Raw genomic sequence first — 18,590 nt, 5'->3', positions numbered from 1 at the left:
TTCACAGCCTGGCCTCCACTGATTGGGCGATGTCGTCCAGGGTGTCGGGCCCGAGCACCCCGCCGACCTCCACCTCGACCCCGAACTCGAGGTCGATCGCGTCGATGAGGCGAAGGGCGGCAAGCGAATCGAGCCCCAGGGCACGCAGCGACCCGCCGGCGAGGGCATCGCCGACGCCGACGCTGCCCGAGGTGGCCTCGGCGATGAGGCGGGCCAGAATCGGCCGCAGCTCGGGGATCATCGTGCCTCCCGCACGTAATCGGCGATCTCGGCGATCGTCGGCGTGTCGAAGAAGATTTCCAGTGGCACCTCTATCCCGTAGCGCTGGAAGATGCGCCCATTGATGCGGGTGATGGTCAGCGAGTGGCCACCGAGGTCGAACAGGTCTTCGTCCAGTCCGACCTCGTCGATCGAGAGCAGCTCCTGCCAGATTTCCTTGAGGAAGGCGGCGATCTCGTCGGTCGGGGCCGCCTTGACCGGGGCGGCCTGCCTCGGCGCGGGCGCCGGAAGCGCGGCGCGGTCAAGTTTTCCGTTGGGGGTGAGCGGAAGCCGGTCGAGGTCGAGGAAGAGGCTGGGAATCATCGCGGCGGGAAGGGTTTGGGCCAGGTGACTCTTCAGATCGGCGGGAGCGGCCGGGATCACGTAGCCGACGAGCTGCTCGCCGCGCAGCGCCACGGCCGCGTCGGTCACCTGTGGGTGCTCGCGCAGCCTCTGTTCGATTTCGCCGAGCTCGACCCGATGACCGCGCACCTTGACCTGGCTGTCGGAGCGGCCCAGGTAGGCCACGCGCCCGTCGCTCAGCCGGACACAGAGATCTCCGGTGCGGTAGACCCGTTGCCCGTCAAGGGAAATGAAGCGCTCAGCGGTCAGCTCCGGCTGGCCGAGGTAGCCGTTGGCAAGGCCGTGGCCGCCTATGCACAGCTCGCCGGGGACGCCGATGGGCACGCTTTGGCCCTGTTCGTCGACAATGTGCAGCTGGGTGTTGGCGATCGGCCTTCCGATGGTGATCTGCTCCGGGTCGGAAGGGATCTCGTCCGCGCTGGACCAGATCGTGGTCTCGGTGGGGCCGTAAACGTTGAAGAGCCGCGCCACCCGGGCGCGCAGCTGCCTGGCCAGATCGAGGGGAAGGGCCTCGCCACCGGCCAGGGCGACGAGCCCGGGCGGCAGATCCGACTCCAGCAGCACCCGCCAGCCGGACGGGGTCGCCTGCACATGGGTCACGCCATGTTCGCGGATCAGGGCGTTCACGGCTCGCCCGTCCTGGCCGCTGACCTCGCTGGCGATGATGAGCCTTCCCCCGGTCACGAGCGGCAGGAAGATTTCCAGGCCCGAGATGTCGAAGGAGAGCGAGGTGAGGTTCAGCCAGCGGTCGTCGGGCCCGCTGCCGAGCAGTTCGGCCATGCCCAGCAACAGGTTGGCCAGCGCACGATGCGGAACAGCGACACCTTTGGGCTTTCCGGTGGAACCCGAGGTGTACATGACGTAGGCGACTTCACCGTCGACCGGGTGGGAGAGCGCGTCTTGCAGGATCAGCTCCTGGCGGGCCACCGGGTAGGCGGGATCGACCGGAAGGTAGGCCGCGCCCGCGTGGGTCGCGGCGAGCATGCTGACGACCGCGTCCAGGCCTCTTCCCATTTTCAGGGGCACGATTGACCCGGCGGCCATCGCCTGGGAGCGTTGCGTGACAAGGGATTGCAGCTGCCCGTAGGTGACGGTGCCGGCCGTGTCGGCGATGGCTATCGCGTCGGGGCGCTGGCGCGCCTGTTCCTCGACGAGCGACAGCACGGTCACCTGCGCGGGATAGGGGCGCTCGGTGGCGTTCCACTCCGACGGGACGGGCTCGATGACCAGCCGTGCGACGTCCCGCTCGGGGGCGGCAGCCAGAGCGTGCCGCAGGTGGGCGGCGATGCGGGTCACCGAAGCGGAGTCGATGGCGGTGGGGCTGTGCTGCAGGCTGACGAGCAGCTCCGATCCGTCGTCCACGATCTGAACATGCATGGCGTTGCGCGCCGAGCCGGCGAACAGGGCCCACTGCACCTCGGTGTCGACGCCAGCGAAGGCGGGCGCGGGGCCGCGGCGGCGATAGCCGACGGAGATCGGGGTCAGCGAGGGCGTGGGACGTACCCCGGGCAGCGACAGCGGGACATCGCGGCGCTGGTATAGCTCGCGCAGCCGGGAGCGAAGCCCGAGCGCGTATTCGCGGAAGCTGCCCACGGCGGGCGCGACGGTGACCGGCAGCTCGTTGACAAACAGTCCAATGTGGCCGGTGTGCTGGCTGTCCCGGGTGGACAGGCCGACGGCGACGGGAAGGCCCGCGTTGCCGTAGCGCGCGAGCACAAGATGGATCGCGGCGAGCACATGCTCGAAACGCGTCACGCCCTCCAGCGGGGTCAGCCCGACCGTGAACGTGTTCGCCAAGCCGGGCTCGGCGGCGGCGGGCTGGCGGATCAGGCCGGGCAGGATCACGTCGCCCTGCGGCGGCGACCATTGGGTGGCCGCCGGGGTGTGCGCCGTCAGCGGGGCAAGCGGGCCCAAATCATTGCCGTTGTAGGCGAGTGCCAGGTCGTTGATGAGGATGTCCTTGGACATTCCGTCGAAGACCAGATGGTGCGCGGTGAACAGGAGCAGGCAGCGGCGCGGGTTCTCGCGCAGCAACGTGAAGCGCGCGAGTGGGCCGCGGCCGAGGTCGAAGGGGCGTGCCAGCTCCTGGCTCACCCGGTCGGGGCTGAAAGCCGCGTGCGTCAACGCCACTTTCTCCGCCGCCGGGGCGAACCCCTCGGCGGTGAAGACGGTGCTCAGAGCCTCATGCCGGGCGATGACCGCCGCGCAAGCCTTCGCCAGCGCCGCCTCGTCGAGGTCACCGTCGAACCAGATCCCGAGCGCCATGTGAAAGGCGCTGCCCGCCACCCCTGCCTTTTCGGTGAACCAGATGCCATGCGCTGCCGTTGTCAAGCCTGCCTCCCGGCGTCGATAGGGAACCGGGCGGCCAGCTCACGTTTGCTGACCTTGCCGGACTCGTTGCGCGGCAAGCTTTCCAGCACCAGTAGCTGCGCCGGCAGCTGGTGGTCGGCTAGCCGTTGAGCAAGAAAGGCGCGCAGCGCGGGCAGCCCGATCGGCGAGCGGGCCACCACCACGGCGGCCAGCTGCTTGCCCAGCACCGGGTGGGGCAAACCGACCACGGCGGCGTCGGCGACGGCCGGGTGCTCGTAGATCGCCGCTTCCACCTCCAGGGTGGAAACCTTGTGCGCGCCCGATTTCACGATGTCGCTGTCGCGGTCGGACAGGTACAGGTAGCCGTCGGCCAGCCGGCCCACGTCGCCCATCCGGACCCAGTCGCCGCGGAAGGTCGAGGCGGTAGCGGCCTCGTCACCGAGGTAGCGCCTCGGGTGCGGGGAGCGGAGCCAGACATCGCCGATGACGCCCGGTGGCGCGGGAGCGCCGTCGGCATCTGTGATCAGGATGCTGCCCGGCGCGGGCCGGCCCACCGCGTCGGGCCGGGCGGGATCGAAGATCATGCTGGTTTGGGCCGGGGCCGCTTCGGTGGACGTGTAGTAGTTGACGACGGCGGCCTTCGGAAAGGCCTGGGTCAACCGCAGCGCGATGGCGGCGGGAAGCGGCGCCGCGGTGGAGCCCACGAGGTGCACCCCGGTGAGGTCCCGGCCGGGCAGCACGCCCGAGTTGAGCAGCTCGATCGCCATGGCCGGGACGAGGAAGACCGTGCCCACCTGCCCGGTCTGCAACAGGCGCGCGAACCTTACCGGGGTGAAGCGCGGCAGTGTGACCGCGCTCGGCCGCGCGGTGAGGCAGTTGAGCAGCATGGTCTGCGCCGCGTTGCTGCCGATCGGGAAGGCGTGCAGGAAACGCTGGGAGTGGGCAAGCGCCAGGCGTTTGGGGTGGGTGGGTGCGCCCAGGGTGAGGTTGGCGTGGGTGGCGCCGACGGCCTTGGGGGTCCCGGTCGTGCCTGAGGTGAAAAGGATCTGGGCCAGGTCGTCCGGCGCTGGTTCGGGCAGGGCCACCGGGGAAGGCGAGGCGAGTAGGACCTCCGTGTCGGCGCTGCCGCGGATCACCATCTTGGCCGCGCAGGCGTTGGCAAGCTGGTCGATCTGAGCCTGGGGGAGGCGGTCGGAGAGCGGCACGGCCACCCCACCGGCCTTTTGGACCGCGCAGTAGGCGATGGCGTAGTGGGTCCAATCGCGGCCACCGAAGACCAGGCAGACTCGGTCGCCCGGACGCAGGCCCCGCTCGATCAGAGCGGAGGCGGCGATGTCGGAGCTGGAATCCCACTGGGCGAAGGTGAGCGAGTCGACCCCGTCCACCTCAAGCGCGACCCGTTGCGGCTCGTGGCCGCGCCTCCACGCGAGCAGCCGCGGAACCGTCTGCACGTTGCCGATCGCGGGCATGGCCGAACTCCTCGTCGCACGAGAACAGAAGCGGGGATCGGCATATCGCCCGCCTACCCACCGCAGTCTGCCAGTGTCAGACATCGATGGGATCGGCTGAATGGGGGAAAGCGCTTTCCGTCATGCCCCCCTATGCTGTGCCGGTGGCACAGCTGTGGGCCGATTTCCAAGGGCCGGTAACGGGGTCGGAGCCGATGACCTGGGGCCAGCGTTCCATCTGGAAGGCATACAGCGAGTTCCGGCCGTACACGTCGTGGCTGAACATCTGCCGGGTGCTGGCTGTGCCGCGTCGTGCGGCAGGCGATGTGGAAAGCGTGACCCGCGCGGTGGGCGAGCTGATCAGCCGCCACGAATCGCTGCGCACCCGCATCGACGTGGCCGCGCTGCGCCAGGTGCCGCATCCGGACGGCCAGCTGCCGATCGCGGTGACGCTAGGCAGCGCGGAGTCCATGGATGCGGAGTCCATAAAGGATGCGATGGGCGAGGTGCCCTACGACTACGGCGAGGAGTGGCCGTTGCGGGTCACCCTCGTCACCGACAGTTCCGGCCGGGTCACGCATCTGGCGCTGGTCTTCAGCCACGTGGCGGTGGACTTTCACGCCTCGGAGATTCTGCTTCGCGAGCTGCGGCTGATCCTGTTGCGGGGCAAGCCGCCCGGGCCAGCCGGTCTGCAATCGCTCGAGATAGCCCGCCGGGAGGCGGGGCCGATGAGTCATCGCAGCGACGCCGCCCGTGCTTATTGGACCAAGGAATACGGCCACCTGCCCAAGAGCATGTTCGCCGAGGTGGCGCCGCCGTTGACACCACGATTCCGGCGCGCGCTGCTGGAGTCGTCGGCCGTCGAGGGCGCGATGCGCATCCTTGCCGCGAGGCATCGGGTGAGCACCGCGACGGTGTTGCTCGCCGCGACGGCTGCCCTGATCGGCGAGTGGACCGGCCACGACCGCTGTGCTCTGTTCACGATGGTGAATAACCGCTACCAGGCCGGGTACCAAGATGCGATCTCAAAATTGAATCAGGTCGGCCTTTTCGTCCTGGAGCTGACCGGTCGGCCCGGTCTCGATGAGCTCATCCCGCGCACCTGGCAGTCGGCGCTGCGCGCCTACCGGCACGCCTACTACGACCCGCTGGTGATGGATGAGACGCTGCGGGAAATCGGCCGGCCTCCGGGCAGCGGCCTGGAGCCGTTCTGCTACTTCAATGATTTGCGTCTGCCCAACAGCTCGGCCGACGAGGGCCCGTTGCCGGAGCTGAAGACGGTGCAGGATGCGCTGGAAAACACCAGGCTCACCTGGCCTGAGACGCTGGAGCGCTTTGCCTGGCGCTTTCGGATGCAGGTGCTCGACACACCGCGCGGGGTGGGCCTGTCGGTTACCGCCGACTCGGCCTATCTACCGCCGCAGCGGGTGGAGGACTTCCTTTTTGAGCTGGAAAAAATGGTGGTCCGGGCGGCCCACCAAGTGAGCCGCCCGGACCAGTCATGAATCAGATGGTGCGGATGTTCGACGCCTGCGGGCCCTTCTGGCCCTGCGTGATCTCGAACTCCACCCGCTGGTTCTCCTCGAGGCTCCGGAAACCGCTGGAGGCGATTGCCGAGAAGTGGGCGAAGAGGTCGGCTCCACCGTCGTCGGGCGTGATGAATCCGAAGCCCTTGTCCGCGTTGAACCACTTAACTGTTCCGACAGCCATGTCATCTCCTTCGAAGGCTGTGATTGCCCAAGGTCTGGGCGGGACTGCTGCACTGGCCTTCGACCGAGGTACGGCCGGCAAACACAAACAGCGCCTGGTGTCCAGGCGCTTTCAGGTAATGCAAAACCAAGACTGCAACGAAACGAGCCTAACATGACTCCGATGGAAATTGGTCTGGAAGTGTCAGCGCGCACAGTAGCGACGTATGTACTCGGGGAAACCAGACCCTTTTTACACCCCATCCGCACCCTTGGCGGGGTCGTGATCAGTGATTGTGAGCCCGAGGACCACACCTGGCATCTAGGGCTTTCGCTGGCCATGCAGGATGTTAATGGGACAAATCTCTGGGGTGGGCGCACCTATGTGCGCGGCCAGGGCTACACCTGGCTCGATGATCATGGTCGGATCACCCATGAGGGGTTCGACGCGCAGGAGCCCGGCCGGCTCGTGCAGCGGCTGGCCTGGCGTGACCGCGACGGCGGCGTGCTGCTCCTCGAGCGGCGCACCATCGAGGCCTCGCCGGTCGACGACCAGTCCTGGCGGCTCGCGCTGAGCTGGGAGCTGACGGCGCCGGAGAAGGTGGTGATGGGCAGCCCCACCACCAATGGGCGTGAATATGGTGCGGGATATGGCGGAGCCTTCATGCGCCTGGCGCCCGACCCGTCGCCGCTGGTGCAAGCCGGAGCGCTGCGCGGCGAAGACGAGGTCAACGGCTGCCGGGAGCCCGAGGTCTACTGGCGTTCGCCCGGTTTCGCGGCGACCTTCCGCGGCGCACAGCAGTGGTTTGTCAGGACGGGCATCTATCCCGGTGTGTGCGCGGCGTGGGCCTTCGAAGAGGTGAAGGTGATCGACGCCGGGCAGACCTGGCACGGCCACTTCGAGATGACAATCTCAGATATTTAGTGGTTGATAGCCGGAAATTCTTCCTGGTGATGCACTATTGCCGCCATGAATACAGTGCGGCAGACCCGCGCCGGCGCGATCGCGATCTGGATCTTTGTACTTACCCCCTTCCTCGGGTTGCTCGCGGCCGGGCCCATCGCCTGGGGGTGGGGGCTGACCACCCTGGATGTCATCATGTTCGTCATCGGCTATGCGGTGACGGGCTTCGGGGTCACCGCCGGCTACCACCGGTACCTGACCCACGGATCGTTCAAGGCCAACCGGAGCCTGCGCATCGCGCTGGCGGTGGCCGGATCGATGGCGGTCGAAGGCTCGCCGATCCAGTGGGTGGCCAACCACCGCCGCCACCACGCCTACTCCGACCGTGACGGCGACCCGCATTCGCCGTGGCGCTACGGCACCAGCGTGCTGGCTGTCCTAAAAGGACTGTGCTTCGCCCATATCGGATGGATGTTCCGCGGCGAGCTGAGCAACCGGGCCCGGTTCGCGCCCGATCTGGCCGGCGACCGGGACATGCAGGTGGTCGACAAACTCACCGGTCCGCTGGTGGCGGTTTCGCTGCTGACCCCCGCCCTCATCGGGGGCCTGGTGACCGGCACCTGGGCCGGTGCGCTGAGCGGCTTCTTCTGGGCCGGTCTGGTGCGCATGGCGATCCTGCACCACGTCACCTGGTCGGTGAACTCGATCTGCCACGTGGTGGGCGAACGTCCCTTCGTCACCAAGGACAAGGCCACCAACTTCTGGCCGCTGGCCATCCTGTCGCTGGGCGAAAGCTGGCACAACTCCCACCACGCCGACCCCACCGGCGCGCGGCACGGGGTGCTTCGGGGCCAGATCGACCCGTCGGCGCGCCTGATCTGGATTTTCGAAAAGTTTGGCTGGGTACGCGACGTCCGCTGGCCCAAGCCGGAAAGGCTCACCGCCAAGCGGGTCGCCACCAGCCCGGCCTCCTAGCGAGCCGGGTCAGAGCGCGATCGTGCGCCGCCAGATATCGATGGTGAGCACATCGCGCATCCCGTTGCGCTGATAGAGCGCAAGCGCCGGGCGGTGCGGGTTGGTGTCCACGTGAAGGATGGTGCCGACCCGCCCCTGTTCCGCGTCGGCGGCGAAGGCGTAGCGCAGCAGATAGCCCCCCAGCCCGCGTCCCTGGTACTTGGGGGAAGTCCCGAGGGTCAGCACGTAGCCGCAATTCTCGTCGGGCACAAAGTTGTTGGTGCGCACCGCAACCGCGGCCGGCTCTCCTTCGCAGTAGACGACGTGGACGAGGTTCCAGTCGTGCGCGCTGCTCGCTTCGCGATCGCGCGCCCACTCCTCGTAGGTCTTGGGGACGAAGCCGAAATGGTCGGCGAAAGCCTCGTTGCGCACGGCATTCGCGTCCTTGCGAACATCGATCTCGCTGCCGTGCCGAAGCTGTGTTCCGGGCGGCGGCTCGGGAAAGCCGATGAGCCGGGGATGGTCGATGCGCATGCGCACGAAGGTGGCGGCGGCCGCGAAGCCGTGCCCGGCGGCGATGTCACGGATGAGCAGATCGTTGGGATAAACGCCGATGTCGACGGTCACCGCATCGTGACCCAGCTCGCGGCCGATCTCGGCGGCTCGCTGCTGCGCCTTTTCCCACAGCCACTGCGCCACCGGCTCGTGACCGGGCCGGACGTAGACGCCGATGTCCAGATTGTCGCTGGCGCCCTTGCGGCACGCCCAGCCCCAGCCGACCGCCACTGATTCGGAGTCGGTCAAGACCAGCCAGCCGTCGGTTTCGCTGTCGAAGTCGGGCTCCACCAGCTCATCGACGACATCTTCCAGAGTCGCGTTCGGTTTGCCGACCAGCGGTGTCTCGTGCGCGGCCTCTACCTCGAATATGATCTGCGCGTCGTCGACCGTGGCCGGCCTGACCTGGTACCCGAGAAGCATGCGGAGAAGTGTGCACCCTTCGTATGCCAATCGCGACCGATTTGCCGTCTGGGGGAGTGACACTTCGCTCACCGGGATCGCTCCACTGACGTGGGTTTAGGACTGCTATGACACGACAGATTCAGCTTCTTCGACTGGACCAGCAGAGTCTCCGCGAGCTGTTGGCGATGGCGATCGACGAGGCCGACCCCGATGAGACGATGCCGCCCATGGTCGGTGCGCCCGGGTGGACGCCGATGCGCCAGGCGGCCTTCATCGGGTTTTTCGAGCCGATGCTGGCCGGTCTCCAAGGTCCGAAGCGGACTGTCCTTTACGGCATCAAGGTGGATGGGCTCATGGCCGGCTTTATCCGGATGAGCCTGACCGATCGCCCGGGCGTGGTGGAGACGGGAATGTGGATGGGCCGCACCTGGCGCGGTCTCGGCGCGGGAAAGGCGGCTCTGACGGAGTTGCTCCACGAGGCTGCGCGCAACCGGATACACACCGTCGTGGCCGACACGACACCGGAGAACAAAGCCGCCATCGGCGTGCTGCGAAAGCTTGGCGCCACCATTCGCGAAAGCGACAAGATCTATGCAGAAATTTCAATCGGTCCAGCGTACGCCGGTGATCTAGATAAATGAATATCTATGATTGAACCCGCTCCTCCCATAGCATCGGGCAAACGGCCCATGGGACCGTCATTCAAAGTGTCATAAGCACTGGTCGACGGCCCCCCAGCAAGGGGAGGACGGAAGTGAAACTCCGTTTCATCGCGCTCGGGTTCGCTATGGCAACTGCTGTGGCGTCCATCGGGGCGCCCGCCGGCGCCGCGCCGGCAGAAGGCTTTATCCTCGCCGCTGACAGTGTCACCGCTGTCCCCGGCTCCTACATCGTCGTGCTGAACGACGTGACCACAGCTTCGGCCACCACGCTGTCCAGCAAGTACGGCGGCAAGGTCGGCGACGTGTGGAAGGACGCGCTCAACGGCTATGTCGCCACCATGTCGGAGCGGGAGGCCAAGCGCCTCGCAGCCGATCCCTCGGTGAAGTATGTGGAGCAGAACCAATACGTGTCGCTGGACGCCACCCAGTCCCCGACTCCGTCGTGGGGGCTGGACCGCATCGACCAGCGGTCGTTGCCGGGCAACAACTCTTACACCTACCCGAACAACGGGGCGGGCGTGACGGCGTACATCATTGACACCGGCATCCGCATCACGCACCAGGACTTCGGCGGCCGCGCCACGTGGGGTACCAACACCACCGGCGATGGCATGAACACCGACTGCCACGGCCATGGCACGCACGTCGCCAGCACCACCGGCGGCACCACCTACGGCGTGGCCAAGGGCGTCAGCCTGGTCGCGGTCAAGGTGCTCAACTGCCAGGGCTCCGGCACCAACGCGGGCGTTATGAGCGGCATCAACTTTGTCACCAACGCCCACACCACCGGTATGGCCGTCGCTAACATGAGCCTTGGCGGCGCCTTCAGCCAGGCCGAGAACGACGCTGTCACCGCATCCATAGCCGACGGCGTCACCTACGCCATCGCCGCGGGCAACAGCAATGCCAACGCCTGCAACGCTTCGCCCGCTTCCACTCCGAACGCGATCACGCTTGGCGCTTCGGACATCAACGACGCAAGGGCCAGCTTCTCCAACTTCGGCACCTGCCTCGACCTGTTCACGCCCGGCGTGAACATCACCGCGGCCTGGGGCATCGGTAACGACACCACCACCAACACGATCAGCGGCACCTCGATGGCGTCTCCCCACGCCGCCGGAATCGCCGCTCTCATCAAGGCCGCCAACCCGGCGTTCACCCCGCAGCAGGTTCGTGACCGCATGGTCGCCGACGCCACCCCCGGCGTCATCGGCAACCCGGGCACGGGTTCGCCGAACCTGCTTGGTTTCGTGAACAACGGCGTTACGCAGCCGCCCGGCACGACGCTGTTCGAGGACACCTTCGAGACGGCGCTGGGCTGGACAACCAACCCCAACGGCACCGACACCGCGACCACCGGCGCGTGGGAGCGCGGTGACCCGGAGGCCACCACCAGCGGCGTTGCCTTGCAGCTGGGTACCACCGTCAGCGGCACCAACGACCTCGTAACCGCTCGCCTCGCGGGCGCCAGCGCGGGTGCCAATGACGTCGACGGTGGCACCACGAGCTCGCGCTCGCCGGCCGTCACGCTCTCGGGAACCGGCACCTTCACCCTCAGCTACTCGTGGTACCTGGCTCACCTGAACAATTCGAGCAGCGCGGACTTCTTCCGCGTCAGCATCGTCACCGGTTCGGGAACGACCGTCCTGTTCACGCAGGCGGGCGCGGCGGCCAACCGGGCCGGCGCCTGGGCTACGGGCAGCGTCAACATCTCCGCATTCGCCGGGCAATCCGTGCAGATCCTCGTCCAATGCGCCGACGCCGCGACAGCAAGCCTTGTCGAGTGTGGCGTCGACGATGTGCGGATCACGCGCGCCTGATCGGCTAGTTCGCTTGGGGGTTCCGACTCGTCGGAACCCCCATTCCACTGTGGAGGAACCATGAAACTCTTGCTAGCTTCCCTTTTGGCCCTTGGCTCGCCGGTCGCTGCGGCCGCGCCCGAGGGCGCCATCCTGCCGGCGGCCAACGCGGTCGCGGGCTCTTATGTTGTGGTGCTTCGCGATGGCGTGTCGCCGGCCTCGGTCACCGCCCGGCACGCGGGCACGGTCGGCCGGGTATTCACCAGCGCCCTCAACGGGTTTGAGGTCAGCCTCTCCGAGAAGGAGGCCCGGCGTCTGGCGGCGGACCCGTCCGTGGCCTACGTGCAGCAGAACGGCACGGTGCACGTCGACCCGGGAGTGCTTGGCACACAACCGAACCCGCCGTCATGGGGGCTGGACCGGATAGACCAGCGCAACCTGCCGCTGGACAACTCCTACACCTACCCGAACACGGCCGGCAATGTCCACGCCTACATTCTCAGCACCGGTATCAGGACCACGCACGTCGACTTCGGTGGCCGCGCCATCCATGGCCGCGATGTCGTCGACAACGACGACGACGCCACCGACTGCAATGGCCACGGCACCTCCGTCGCCGGGGTGGTGGGCGGAAGCACCTATGGCGTGGCCAAAAATGTCACGCTGGTGGCAGTGCGCATGCTCGACTGCGCCGGAACGGCGACCATCGCCCAGGTCATCGCGGGGGTTGACTGGGTCACCGCCAACGCGGTGAAGCCCGCGATCGGCGTACTCGTCGCGGGTGGGCCCACCGATCTGGCCTACAACAGCGCCATTCGCCGCTCGATCGCCTCCGGTGTCACCTACACGGCGGTCTCCGGGTCGAGCGCAAGCGACGCTTGCCAATTCAGCCCGGGCGGGGTCACCGAGGCGATCACGGTGGCCGCGACCGACATGGCCGACAACAAGCATTCTGCGTCGAACTTCGGCCCCTGCTTGGACATCTTCGCGCCCGGGGTGCTGGTGAACACGCTCTGGTACACCAGCGACACGGCGACCATCACGCTTTCGGGCAGCTCCTACTCCACGGCCTATGCGGCCGGCGTGGCCGCATTGATCGCCTCGGCGAACCCGGCCTGGACGCCGCAACAGGTGCGCGACGAGATGGTCGCCGACGCGACGCCCGGGGTGGTGATCAATCCTGGTACGGGCTCGCCCAACCTCCTGGCCTACGTGGACAATGCGGGTGCGCCGCCGCCGTGCACCGGTACCAACCCCAATGACGTCACCATTCCCGACTCCCCGGCGGCTGCGGTCAACAGCCGGATAGTCATCGCGGGCTGCACCGGGAACGCCTCGTCGAGCTCGGCCGTAGAGGTACACATCATCCATCCGTTCCGTGGTGACCTGCAGGTCGATCTGCTGGCCCCCGACGGCACGGCCTACCGTCTGCAGAGCCGCAGCGCCGACAGTGGCGACGACATCCATACCACCTATGTCGTCGATCTCTCCCGGGAGGTTCGCAACGGCAACTGGCGTTTGCGCGTGCGCGACCGCCGGGCTCTCAACACCGGATTCATCGACTCCTGGACCCTTCGGCTGTAACGGATTCCGGGCGGCTCTCGCTTCGGGAGCCGCCCGGGCCTTGACCCGATTCGAACGTATGTTCTAGGCTCGGTGTCATGCCGGGACCCTATTCGACCTTGACCGATAGCGAGCTGGCCGCTGCGCTGCGGGCCGTCTTCGCCGCCGAGCAGGCGGCTGTCGCCAGTCAGCTGGAGCTAGCGCGTGAGCTCGATCGGCGCGCCAGAATAGGCATCGAGAATCTGTCAATATTTGCAGGTGCCGGTGACAATCCCGGCGAAGACGTAATACGAGCCGTCCGGGGTGGAGTAGACCGAGATGATTCGCTCGTCCCAGCCGGTGCACGAGACGCCGCTGGCGAGGATGCTGTTGCGCAGACCAGGTAGCGCGTTCCTCGCGTTCTCCTGGGCTTTGGCCGACGTGCTCGCGCCCTGGTCGCTGCGCAGCTCGCGCCGCACCAGATAGGGCGCGGAATAGGCGAGATTGCCCCGGCCGGTGTTGCTCTCGCCGGCCGAGCTGACCGCGCGCACCTCCGCGTCGACCCGCATACCGTCGCAGACCCGCCCGCCGCAAGGGATCTCCGTCGAGCCGCCATCACCACCTGCGCCGGTCTGCCAGCTCGTGGCATACCCGCGATCGGTGCGGATGCTGACCCGGTGGGCGGTGACCGTGTGCCCGTTGCCGCTGCCGACCCGCCAGCTGACCGCTACCTGCAAGGCTGGGCCGGTCTCCCTTACCGTCGTGACCGTCACCGCGGTCGGCGTCGCGGGCACCGGGTTGGCCACGACCGGCTCTTTCACGCTGCCCGGCGCGGTCGATGTGCCTGCCGACGGGGTCGGGTTGGCTGCGGCAACCGGTGTCTCATCGCCGGCGGGGGAAGGTTCGGCGTCGGCGACGACGGTGGCCGGGCGGGCCGAGCTGGGGGCGGCCTGGGGCGTCGGGCCGGGAGTCGGGCTGGGCTTCACGTTGGGCCAGATGCCAAGCGTCACGCCGACGATGAGAGCGAGCACCGTCAGCGCCACCTTCGCTGCTCGCGAGTCCGGCACCGAGTGATATTAACAAATGGAGCAGTATCTACATCCGGCGATCAGATGAGGGTGGTGTAGAGGATCCGCAGGTGCGCTTTGGCCCGATGCCAGCGCGCAGCGAGCTTTGGCGCTGGGTCGTCGAAGACGAACGAGGTGAGCAGGATGCCGCGAATGGTGTCCATGCAGGTGTAAACCCAGTGGGCGAAGGCCTGCCGCTCGGCGTGATCCGGGAAGAGCGTCTTGGCCACCTCCACCACCGAGGCGGTGGTCGCCGGCTCCACCATGGACAGGTGACCGTGCAGCTCCGGATCGGTGCGCGCGGCCACCCAAAGCTCCACTGTGGCGTGAAAGACCGGGCCCTGGTGCAGATCCCACATCAGATCCAGCGCGCTGTCGACCGGGTCGGGCGCCTTCTTGATGCGGTCCAGCTCGGCGAAGGCCTGCTCGGCGCGCTTGTCGGCGAGGTGGCGGATGGCGGCGGCGACCAGGGCGGCCTTGGTGGGGAAGTGATGAACCTGCGCGCCACGGGTGACTCCGGCCCGCTCGACGACCCGGGTCGTGCTCGTACCCGCATAGCCGTGATCTACCAAGCAATCCAGGGTGGCCTCGAGCAGCCGGTGGCGCATGGCGGAAGCTCGCTCCTGCTGCGTGCGCCGGATTGCCGTGGCCATGGGAGCACTCTAAACCGCGGCTATACAAACATACAATTCTGACTGTATGTTTTTGAGTCGTGGACCTCAGCGACTCTGCGCCGCTTGCCGCCTACCGCGCCAAGATCCGGCAATGGCTGGCCGAGAACCGAGACCATGCGCCGATCGGCAAGCCGGGGCTGCACGTCACCGACATCGAGCCCTTCCGCGCCTGGCAGAAGCTGCTGGCTCAAGCCGGTTTAGTGGGCGTGACCTGGCCGGCCGAATACGGCGGTCAGGGGCTCGGGATGATCGAGCAGGCGGTGATCAACAGTGAGCTGCACCGGGCTGGGTTGCCCGGTGCGCTGGACATCATCGGCGTCGGCAACCTCGCGCCCACCGTCATCGCGCACGGCACCTCGTGGCAAAAGGACCGTCACCTGCGCCCGTTGCTGCAAGGTGACGAGATCTGGTGCCAGCTGTTCTCCGAGCCCGCCGCCGGCTCCGATGTCGCCGGGATCCGCACCAGGGCCATCCGTGGCGAGGGTGGCGGCTGGCGCCTCAACGGGCAGAAGGTGTGGACCACCAACGCGCAGCACGCCGCCTTCGGCCTGCTGCTCGCCCGAACCGATCCCAGCGTCCCCAAGCATCGGGGCCTGACCGTCTTCATCGTGCCCATGACCGCTGCCGGGGTCGAGGTTCGCCCGCTGCGCCAGCTGACCGGCATTGCCGCCTTCAACGAGGTCTTCCTCGACGACGTCATGCTCGGCGACGAGGCCGTGCTGGGCTCCGTCGACGACGGCTGGACGGTCGCCATGACCTGTCTCATGTATGAGCGCTTCAACCTGCTCACCATGCTCGACCAGATTGGCTGGCAACCGTCGATGTTCGCCGAACCGTTGCGGCACAAGCTTCCGCCGCATCTTGAGCAGCGACTCGCGTCGGTGATCGTCGACATGCTCGCGGTGCGCTACAGCGGCCATCGGGCCCTGAGCAAGGTGGCCAATGGGGAGGTACCCGGTCCCGAGGCGGGCCTAGGCAAGATCACCCTGGTGGACGCCGCCATCCGCGGGGCGCAGGTGGTCACCGAGGCGCTCGGACCGTCCGCATTGGACGGTGAATGGGGCTACCTGCTCGCCGAGATGCAAGGTTTGCGCAGCGGCGGCGGCACCGACGAGATTCTGCTGACCACGATCGGCGAGCGGGTGCTGGGGCTGCCCGCCGAGCCGCGCCTGGACAAGGAAAGGGCCTTCAATGAACTTTGAGCTCGGCCCCGATGAGGAGCTGCTCATCGCCAGCGTCCGGGAAGCCCTGTCCCGTACAGACACCATGGCCGCCGCCCGCAACGCGCTGGACGGCGCGCAGCCCGCGCACCTTTGGCAGGAAGCGGTGCGCGGCGGCTGGACAGACATGCCCGGCCTGCTCTACGGCGTACTGGTCCTCATCGAGTGCGGCCGAAGGCTGGCCCCCACCGGCCTGCTCGGTCACCTCACCGCGGTCGCCGCGCTGCGCCCGCACGCCGACCACCCCGCGGTCGCGGCCGTGCTGCCCGGTCTGCTCGACGGCACCCTGCGCGCCGCAGCCGCCTTCACCCCCGCGACGGCCGTGCCGGATGCGCCCGGTGCGGACGTGTTGGTGGTCGATGGCGGGGTCGTGGTGCGGGAGTTCACCGCGCAGCGTGCCGGCGGATACGACCAGAGTCTGCCGCTCGGGGACGTGAGCTGGGAGCGCGGGGAAGGCTTCGGCGGCGACGCCGGCTTCGCGTGGAATGTGGCACAGACCTTGCTCGCGGCTCAGGCGCTTGGCGCGGCGGAGGGCGCGCTGGCGATCGCGGTAGAGTATGCGAAGCAGCGCAAGGCTTTTGGACGTGCCATCGGCTCTTTTCAAGCCATCAAGCATCAGCTCACCGAGGTGTTGCGGCTCAACGAGAACGCTCGATCGCTGCTCTACTATGCCTCATATGCAGCCGAGAACGAGCCCTCCGAGTTCGGGCTGGCCGCCAACGCAGCGCGCTTCGCCGCCGACCAGGCTATTGATCTGGCGGCCAGACGATGCCTCTCGGTCCACGGCGGCCTGGGCGCAACCTGGGAACATGATGCACATCTGTATTTCCGGCGTGCGCAGCTGACCCGGCTCCTGCTCGGGGGCCAGGCGGCTGCGGGGGAGAAAGTGGTAGGGCATGTCTTTTCTGGTTGAGGCACAACGCACGATCGCCTATGCGCAGGCGACCAATGACCCTATACCCGCGCACCTGAGCGGTGAGCTGGCCCCGCCCGTGTTCGCGGTCGTCCCGGCCTGGGCGGCGCTCGTGGGCGCGATGGCGGATGTGGCGCCGCCCGAGATGCTGCCGATGCTGGTCCACGGCGAGCAGGACATCCACATCCATCAGCCGATGGTGCCCGGCATGCTCCTGCAGACGCAGGCCAAAGTTATTGGGGTGCAAGCGAAATCGTCGGGGACCACGGTCACTGTCCACTGCGCGACCAGCACCGACAAGGGGGAGCCGGTCAACGAGCAATATCTGGTGAGCTTCATCCGCGGCTGGCAGGCCGAGCAGAACAGCGGCCAGGCCGCCCCTGAGCACGCCTTCGAAAACCCGGGCACCCGCGCCGATCACGAGGTGACCGCGGCCGTCGACGCCGATCAGACCTTCCGCTACGCTCCCGCGTCGGGTGACCCCAACCCCATTCACGTCGATGACGAGATCGCCCGCGCGGTCGGGCTGCCCGGCATCATCGTGCACGGCTTGTGCACCATGGCTTTCACCTCGTGGGCCGCGATCACGGCGCTGTGCGAGGGCGACCCGCGGCGGCTCAAGCGGATAGCCGTGCGGTTCAGCCAGCCGCTGCAACCCGAGCAGAAAATAGTGACCCGGTTCTGGGGCAACAGCTTTGAGACGACCTCCGGCTCCGGCGCGGTCGTCATCAAGAACGGTTTGATTGAGAGGGTCTGATAAATGGGAGCACTGGACGGGCGGGTCGCCATCATCACCGGCGCGGGCCGCGGCATCGGGCGTGAGCACGCGCTGCTGTTCGCCAGCGAGGGCGCCAGGGTGGTGGTCAACGACTACGACCGCGAACCCGCCGAAGAGGTGGCCAAGCAGATCGGCGGTGACGCCATCGCCGTTTCCGGTGACGTGGCTAGCTTCTCGGGTGCGGCCGAGATTGTGCAGCAGGCGATCACCCACTTCGGGCGGCTGGATGTGCTCATCAACAACGCGGGCATCCTGCGCGACCGGTTCCTCGCCGACATGACCGAGGCCGAATGGGACGCCGTGATCAACGTCCATCTCAAGGGCCACTTCGCTCCGCTGCACCACGCGGCCGCGTACTGGAAGGCACAGGCCAAGGCCGGTCAGCCGGTAGCCGGCTCGGTCGTCAACACGGCCAGCGCGAGCGGCACCTTCCTGCCGAACCCAGGTCAGATCAACTACGGCGCGGCCAAGGCCGGCATCGCTGCCATGTCCCTTGTCGCGGCACAGGAGCTGGGCCGCTATGGCGTGCGCGTCAACGCCATCGCCCCGGTCGCCCGCACCCGCCTCACCGAGGACGTCCCCATGGTTGGCGCGCTGGTGGCCGCTCCCACCGAGGAGGGCGCCTTCGACACCTACCACCCCAGCCATGTCTCTCCGCTGGTCGCCTACCTCGCCTCGGCGTCGTGCACCATCACCGGCAAGGTCTTCTCCGTCCAAGGCGGACTGATCCAGGAGCTGGAAGGCTGGCGCTCCACCACCTCCTACGAAACCACCGGCCCATGGAACGTGACGGAGGTCGCCGCCAAACTGGGCTAGCCGCTTAAATTACTTCATTGCGCCGGTCCGTCGGGGTCGGCCGCCGTATCTCCCGGCGGCAACGCCACCTCCGTGCATGGTCACCCCCGGCGGCTGCGCCGCTTTCCCGGCGGCAACGCCACCTCCGTGCATCGTCACCTCCGGCGGCTGCGCCGCTTTCCCGGCGGCTGCGCCGCTTTCCCGGCGGCTGCGCCGCTTTCCCGGCGGCTGCGCCGCTTTCCCGGCGGCTGCGCC

At 67.6% G+C, this 18,590-nt stretch carries 17 protein-coding genes; 10 read left to right on the top strand and 7 right to left on the bottom strand.

What is annotated here, in order from left to right:
* Position 1 precedes the first annotated feature (1 nt).
* Genes Rhe02_RS45300 through Rhe02_RS45290 form a run of 3 tightly spaced genes read right to left on the bottom strand, consistent with a single transcriptional unit; the run spans position 2 to position 4,400 of the window.
* Positions 2-241: an acyl carrier protein gene (locus tag Rhe02_RS45300; RefSeq protein ID WP_203914751.1), complete on the bottom strand. Its 240-nt coding sequence runs from the start codon at positions 239-241 to the stop codon at positions 2-4.
* The gene (locus tag Rhe02_RS45295; RefSeq protein WP_203914750.1) at positions 238-2,952 is read right to left on the bottom strand and encodes a non-ribosomal peptide synthetase; all 2,715 of its coding nucleotides are present in this window, start codon (positions 2,950-2,952) and stop codon (positions 238-240) included. The genes Rhe02_RS45300 and Rhe02_RS45295 overlap by 4 nt, the downstream gene beginning before the upstream one ends.
* Positions 2,949-4,400, bottom strand: coding sequence for a class I adenylate-forming enzyme family protein (locus Rhe02_RS45290; RefSeq protein WP_203914749.1), 1,452 nt, complete (start codon positions 4,398-4,400; stop codon positions 2,949-2,951). The genes Rhe02_RS45295 and Rhe02_RS45290 overlap by 4 nt, the downstream gene beginning before the upstream one ends.
* Before the next feature lie 143 nt (positions 4,401-4,543).
* On the opposite strand from Rhe02_RS45290, the gene Rhe02_RS45285 reads away from it, so the two are divergent.
* Complete coding sequence (locus Rhe02_RS45285) at positions 4,544-5,884, top strand: condensation domain-containing protein (RefSeq protein WP_203914748.1); 1,341 nt, start codon at positions 4,544-4,546, stop codon at positions 5,882-5,884.
* A 1-nt stretch (position 5,885) separates the two neighbouring features.
* On the opposite strand, the gene cspE is transcribed toward Rhe02_RS45285, so the two are convergent.
* Entirely contained in the window at positions 5,886-6,089 is a 204-nt protein-coding gene (gene cspE, locus Rhe02_RS45280) for a transcription antiterminator/RNA stability regulator CspE (protein ID WP_203914747.1), read from the bottom strand.
* A 153-nt stretch (positions 6,090-6,242) separates the two neighbouring features.
* Between cspE and Rhe02_RS45275 the strand changes: the two genes are divergently transcribed.
* The gene (locus Rhe02_RS45275; RefSeq protein ID WP_308442074.1) at positions 6,243-6,992 is read left to right on the top strand and encodes a DUF6807 family protein; all 750 of its coding nucleotides are present in this window, start codon (positions 6,243-6,245) and stop codon (positions 6,990-6,992) included.
* A 45-nt stretch (positions 6,993-7,037) separates the two neighbouring features.
* Positions 7,038-7,946: an acyl-CoA desaturase gene (locus Rhe02_RS45270; RefSeq protein ID WP_203914745.1), complete on the top strand. Its 909-nt coding sequence runs from the start codon at positions 7,038-7,040 to the stop codon at positions 7,944-7,946.
* Positions 7,947-7,955: 9 nt separating this feature from the next.
* On the opposite strand, the gene Rhe02_RS45265 is transcribed toward Rhe02_RS45270, so the two are convergent.
* Positions 7,956-8,903, bottom strand: coding sequence for a GNAT family N-acetyltransferase (locus tag Rhe02_RS45265; protein WP_203914744.1), 948 nt, complete (start codon positions 8,901-8,903; stop codon positions 7,956-7,958).
* 167 nt (positions 8,904-9,070) lie between these two features.
* Between Rhe02_RS45265 and Rhe02_RS45260 the strand changes: the two genes are divergently transcribed.
* The 3 genes from Rhe02_RS45260 to Rhe02_RS45250 all read left to right on the top strand — a co-directional run bounded on the left by Rhe02_RS45260 (position 9,071) and on the right by Rhe02_RS45250 (position 12,930).
* Positions 9,071-9,526 carry a GNAT family N-acetyltransferase gene (locus Rhe02_RS45260; RefSeq protein ID WP_203914743.1) on the top strand — a complete coding sequence of 152 codons (456 nt, stop codon included), beginning with the start codon at positions 9,071-9,073 and terminating at the stop codon, positions 9,524-9,526.
* 113 nt (positions 9,527-9,639) lie between these two features.
* Entirely contained in the window at positions 9,640-11,367 is a 1,728-nt protein-coding gene (locus Rhe02_RS45255; RefSeq protein WP_308442073.1) for a S8 family serine peptidase, read from the top strand.
* 60 nt (positions 11,368-11,427) lie between these two features.
* Positions 11,428-12,930 (top strand): S8 family peptidase, encoded by a 1,503-nt coding sequence (locus Rhe02_RS45250; protein WP_203914742.1) that lies wholly within the window; start codon positions 11,428-11,430, stop codon positions 12,928-12,930.
* 224 nt (positions 12,931-13,154) lie between these two features.
* Here Rhe02_RS45250 and Rhe02_RS45245 read toward each other — a convergent pair whose 3' ends face one another.
* Both Rhe02_RS45245 and Rhe02_RS45235 read right to left on the bottom strand, forming a co-directional pair.
* A complete protein-coding gene (locus Rhe02_RS45245; RefSeq protein WP_275412692.1) occupies positions 13,155-13,955 on the bottom strand; it encodes a hypothetical protein in 801 nt (266 codons plus the stop codon).
* Between the two features lie 41 nt (positions 13,956-13,996).
* Positions 13,997-14,608: a TetR/AcrR family transcriptional regulator gene (locus Rhe02_RS45235; RefSeq protein WP_239124475.1), complete on the bottom strand. Its 612-nt coding sequence runs from the start codon at positions 14,606-14,608 to the stop codon at positions 13,997-13,999.
* Positions 14,609-14,667: 59 nt separating this feature from the next.
* On the opposite strand from Rhe02_RS45235, the gene Rhe02_RS45230 reads away from it, so the two are divergent.
* From Rhe02_RS45230 to Rhe02_RS45215, 4 genes are read left to right on the top strand one after another with little or no spacing between them, the layout of a single operon-like run.
* Entirely contained in the window at positions 14,668-15,831 is a 1,164-nt protein-coding gene (locus tag Rhe02_RS45230; protein WP_203914740.1) for an acyl-CoA dehydrogenase family protein, read from the top strand.
* The gene (locus Rhe02_RS45225; RefSeq protein ID WP_203914739.1) at positions 15,821-16,762 is read left to right on the top strand and encodes an acyl-CoA dehydrogenase family protein; all 942 of its coding nucleotides are present in this window, start codon (positions 15,821-15,823) and stop codon (positions 16,760-16,762) included. The genes Rhe02_RS45230 and Rhe02_RS45225 overlap by 11 nt, the downstream gene beginning before the upstream one ends.
* The gene (locus Rhe02_RS45220) at positions 16,746-17,519 is read left to right on the top strand and encodes a MaoC/PaaZ C-terminal domain-containing protein (protein WP_203914738.1); all 774 of its coding nucleotides are present in this window, start codon (positions 16,746-16,748) and stop codon (positions 17,517-17,519) included. Before Rhe02_RS45225 ends, Rhe02_RS45220 begins: the two co-directional genes overlap by 17 nt.
* A gap of 3 nt (positions 17,520-17,522) precedes the next feature.
* Positions 17,523-18,356, top strand: coding sequence for an SDR family oxidoreductase (locus tag Rhe02_RS45215; RefSeq protein WP_203914737.1), 834 nt, complete (start codon positions 17,523-17,525; stop codon positions 18,354-18,356).
* Positions 18,357-18,590 lie beyond the last annotated feature (234 nt).

Source organism: Rhizocola hellebori (genome assembly GCF_016862955.1).
Taxonomy (GTDB): Bacteria; Actinomycetota; Actinomycetes; order Mycobacteriales; family Micromonosporaceae; genus Rhizocola; species Rhizocola hellebori.
Note: the sequence above shows the minus strand (reverse complement) of the source record. Positions and strands in the feature narration are given on the sequence as shown.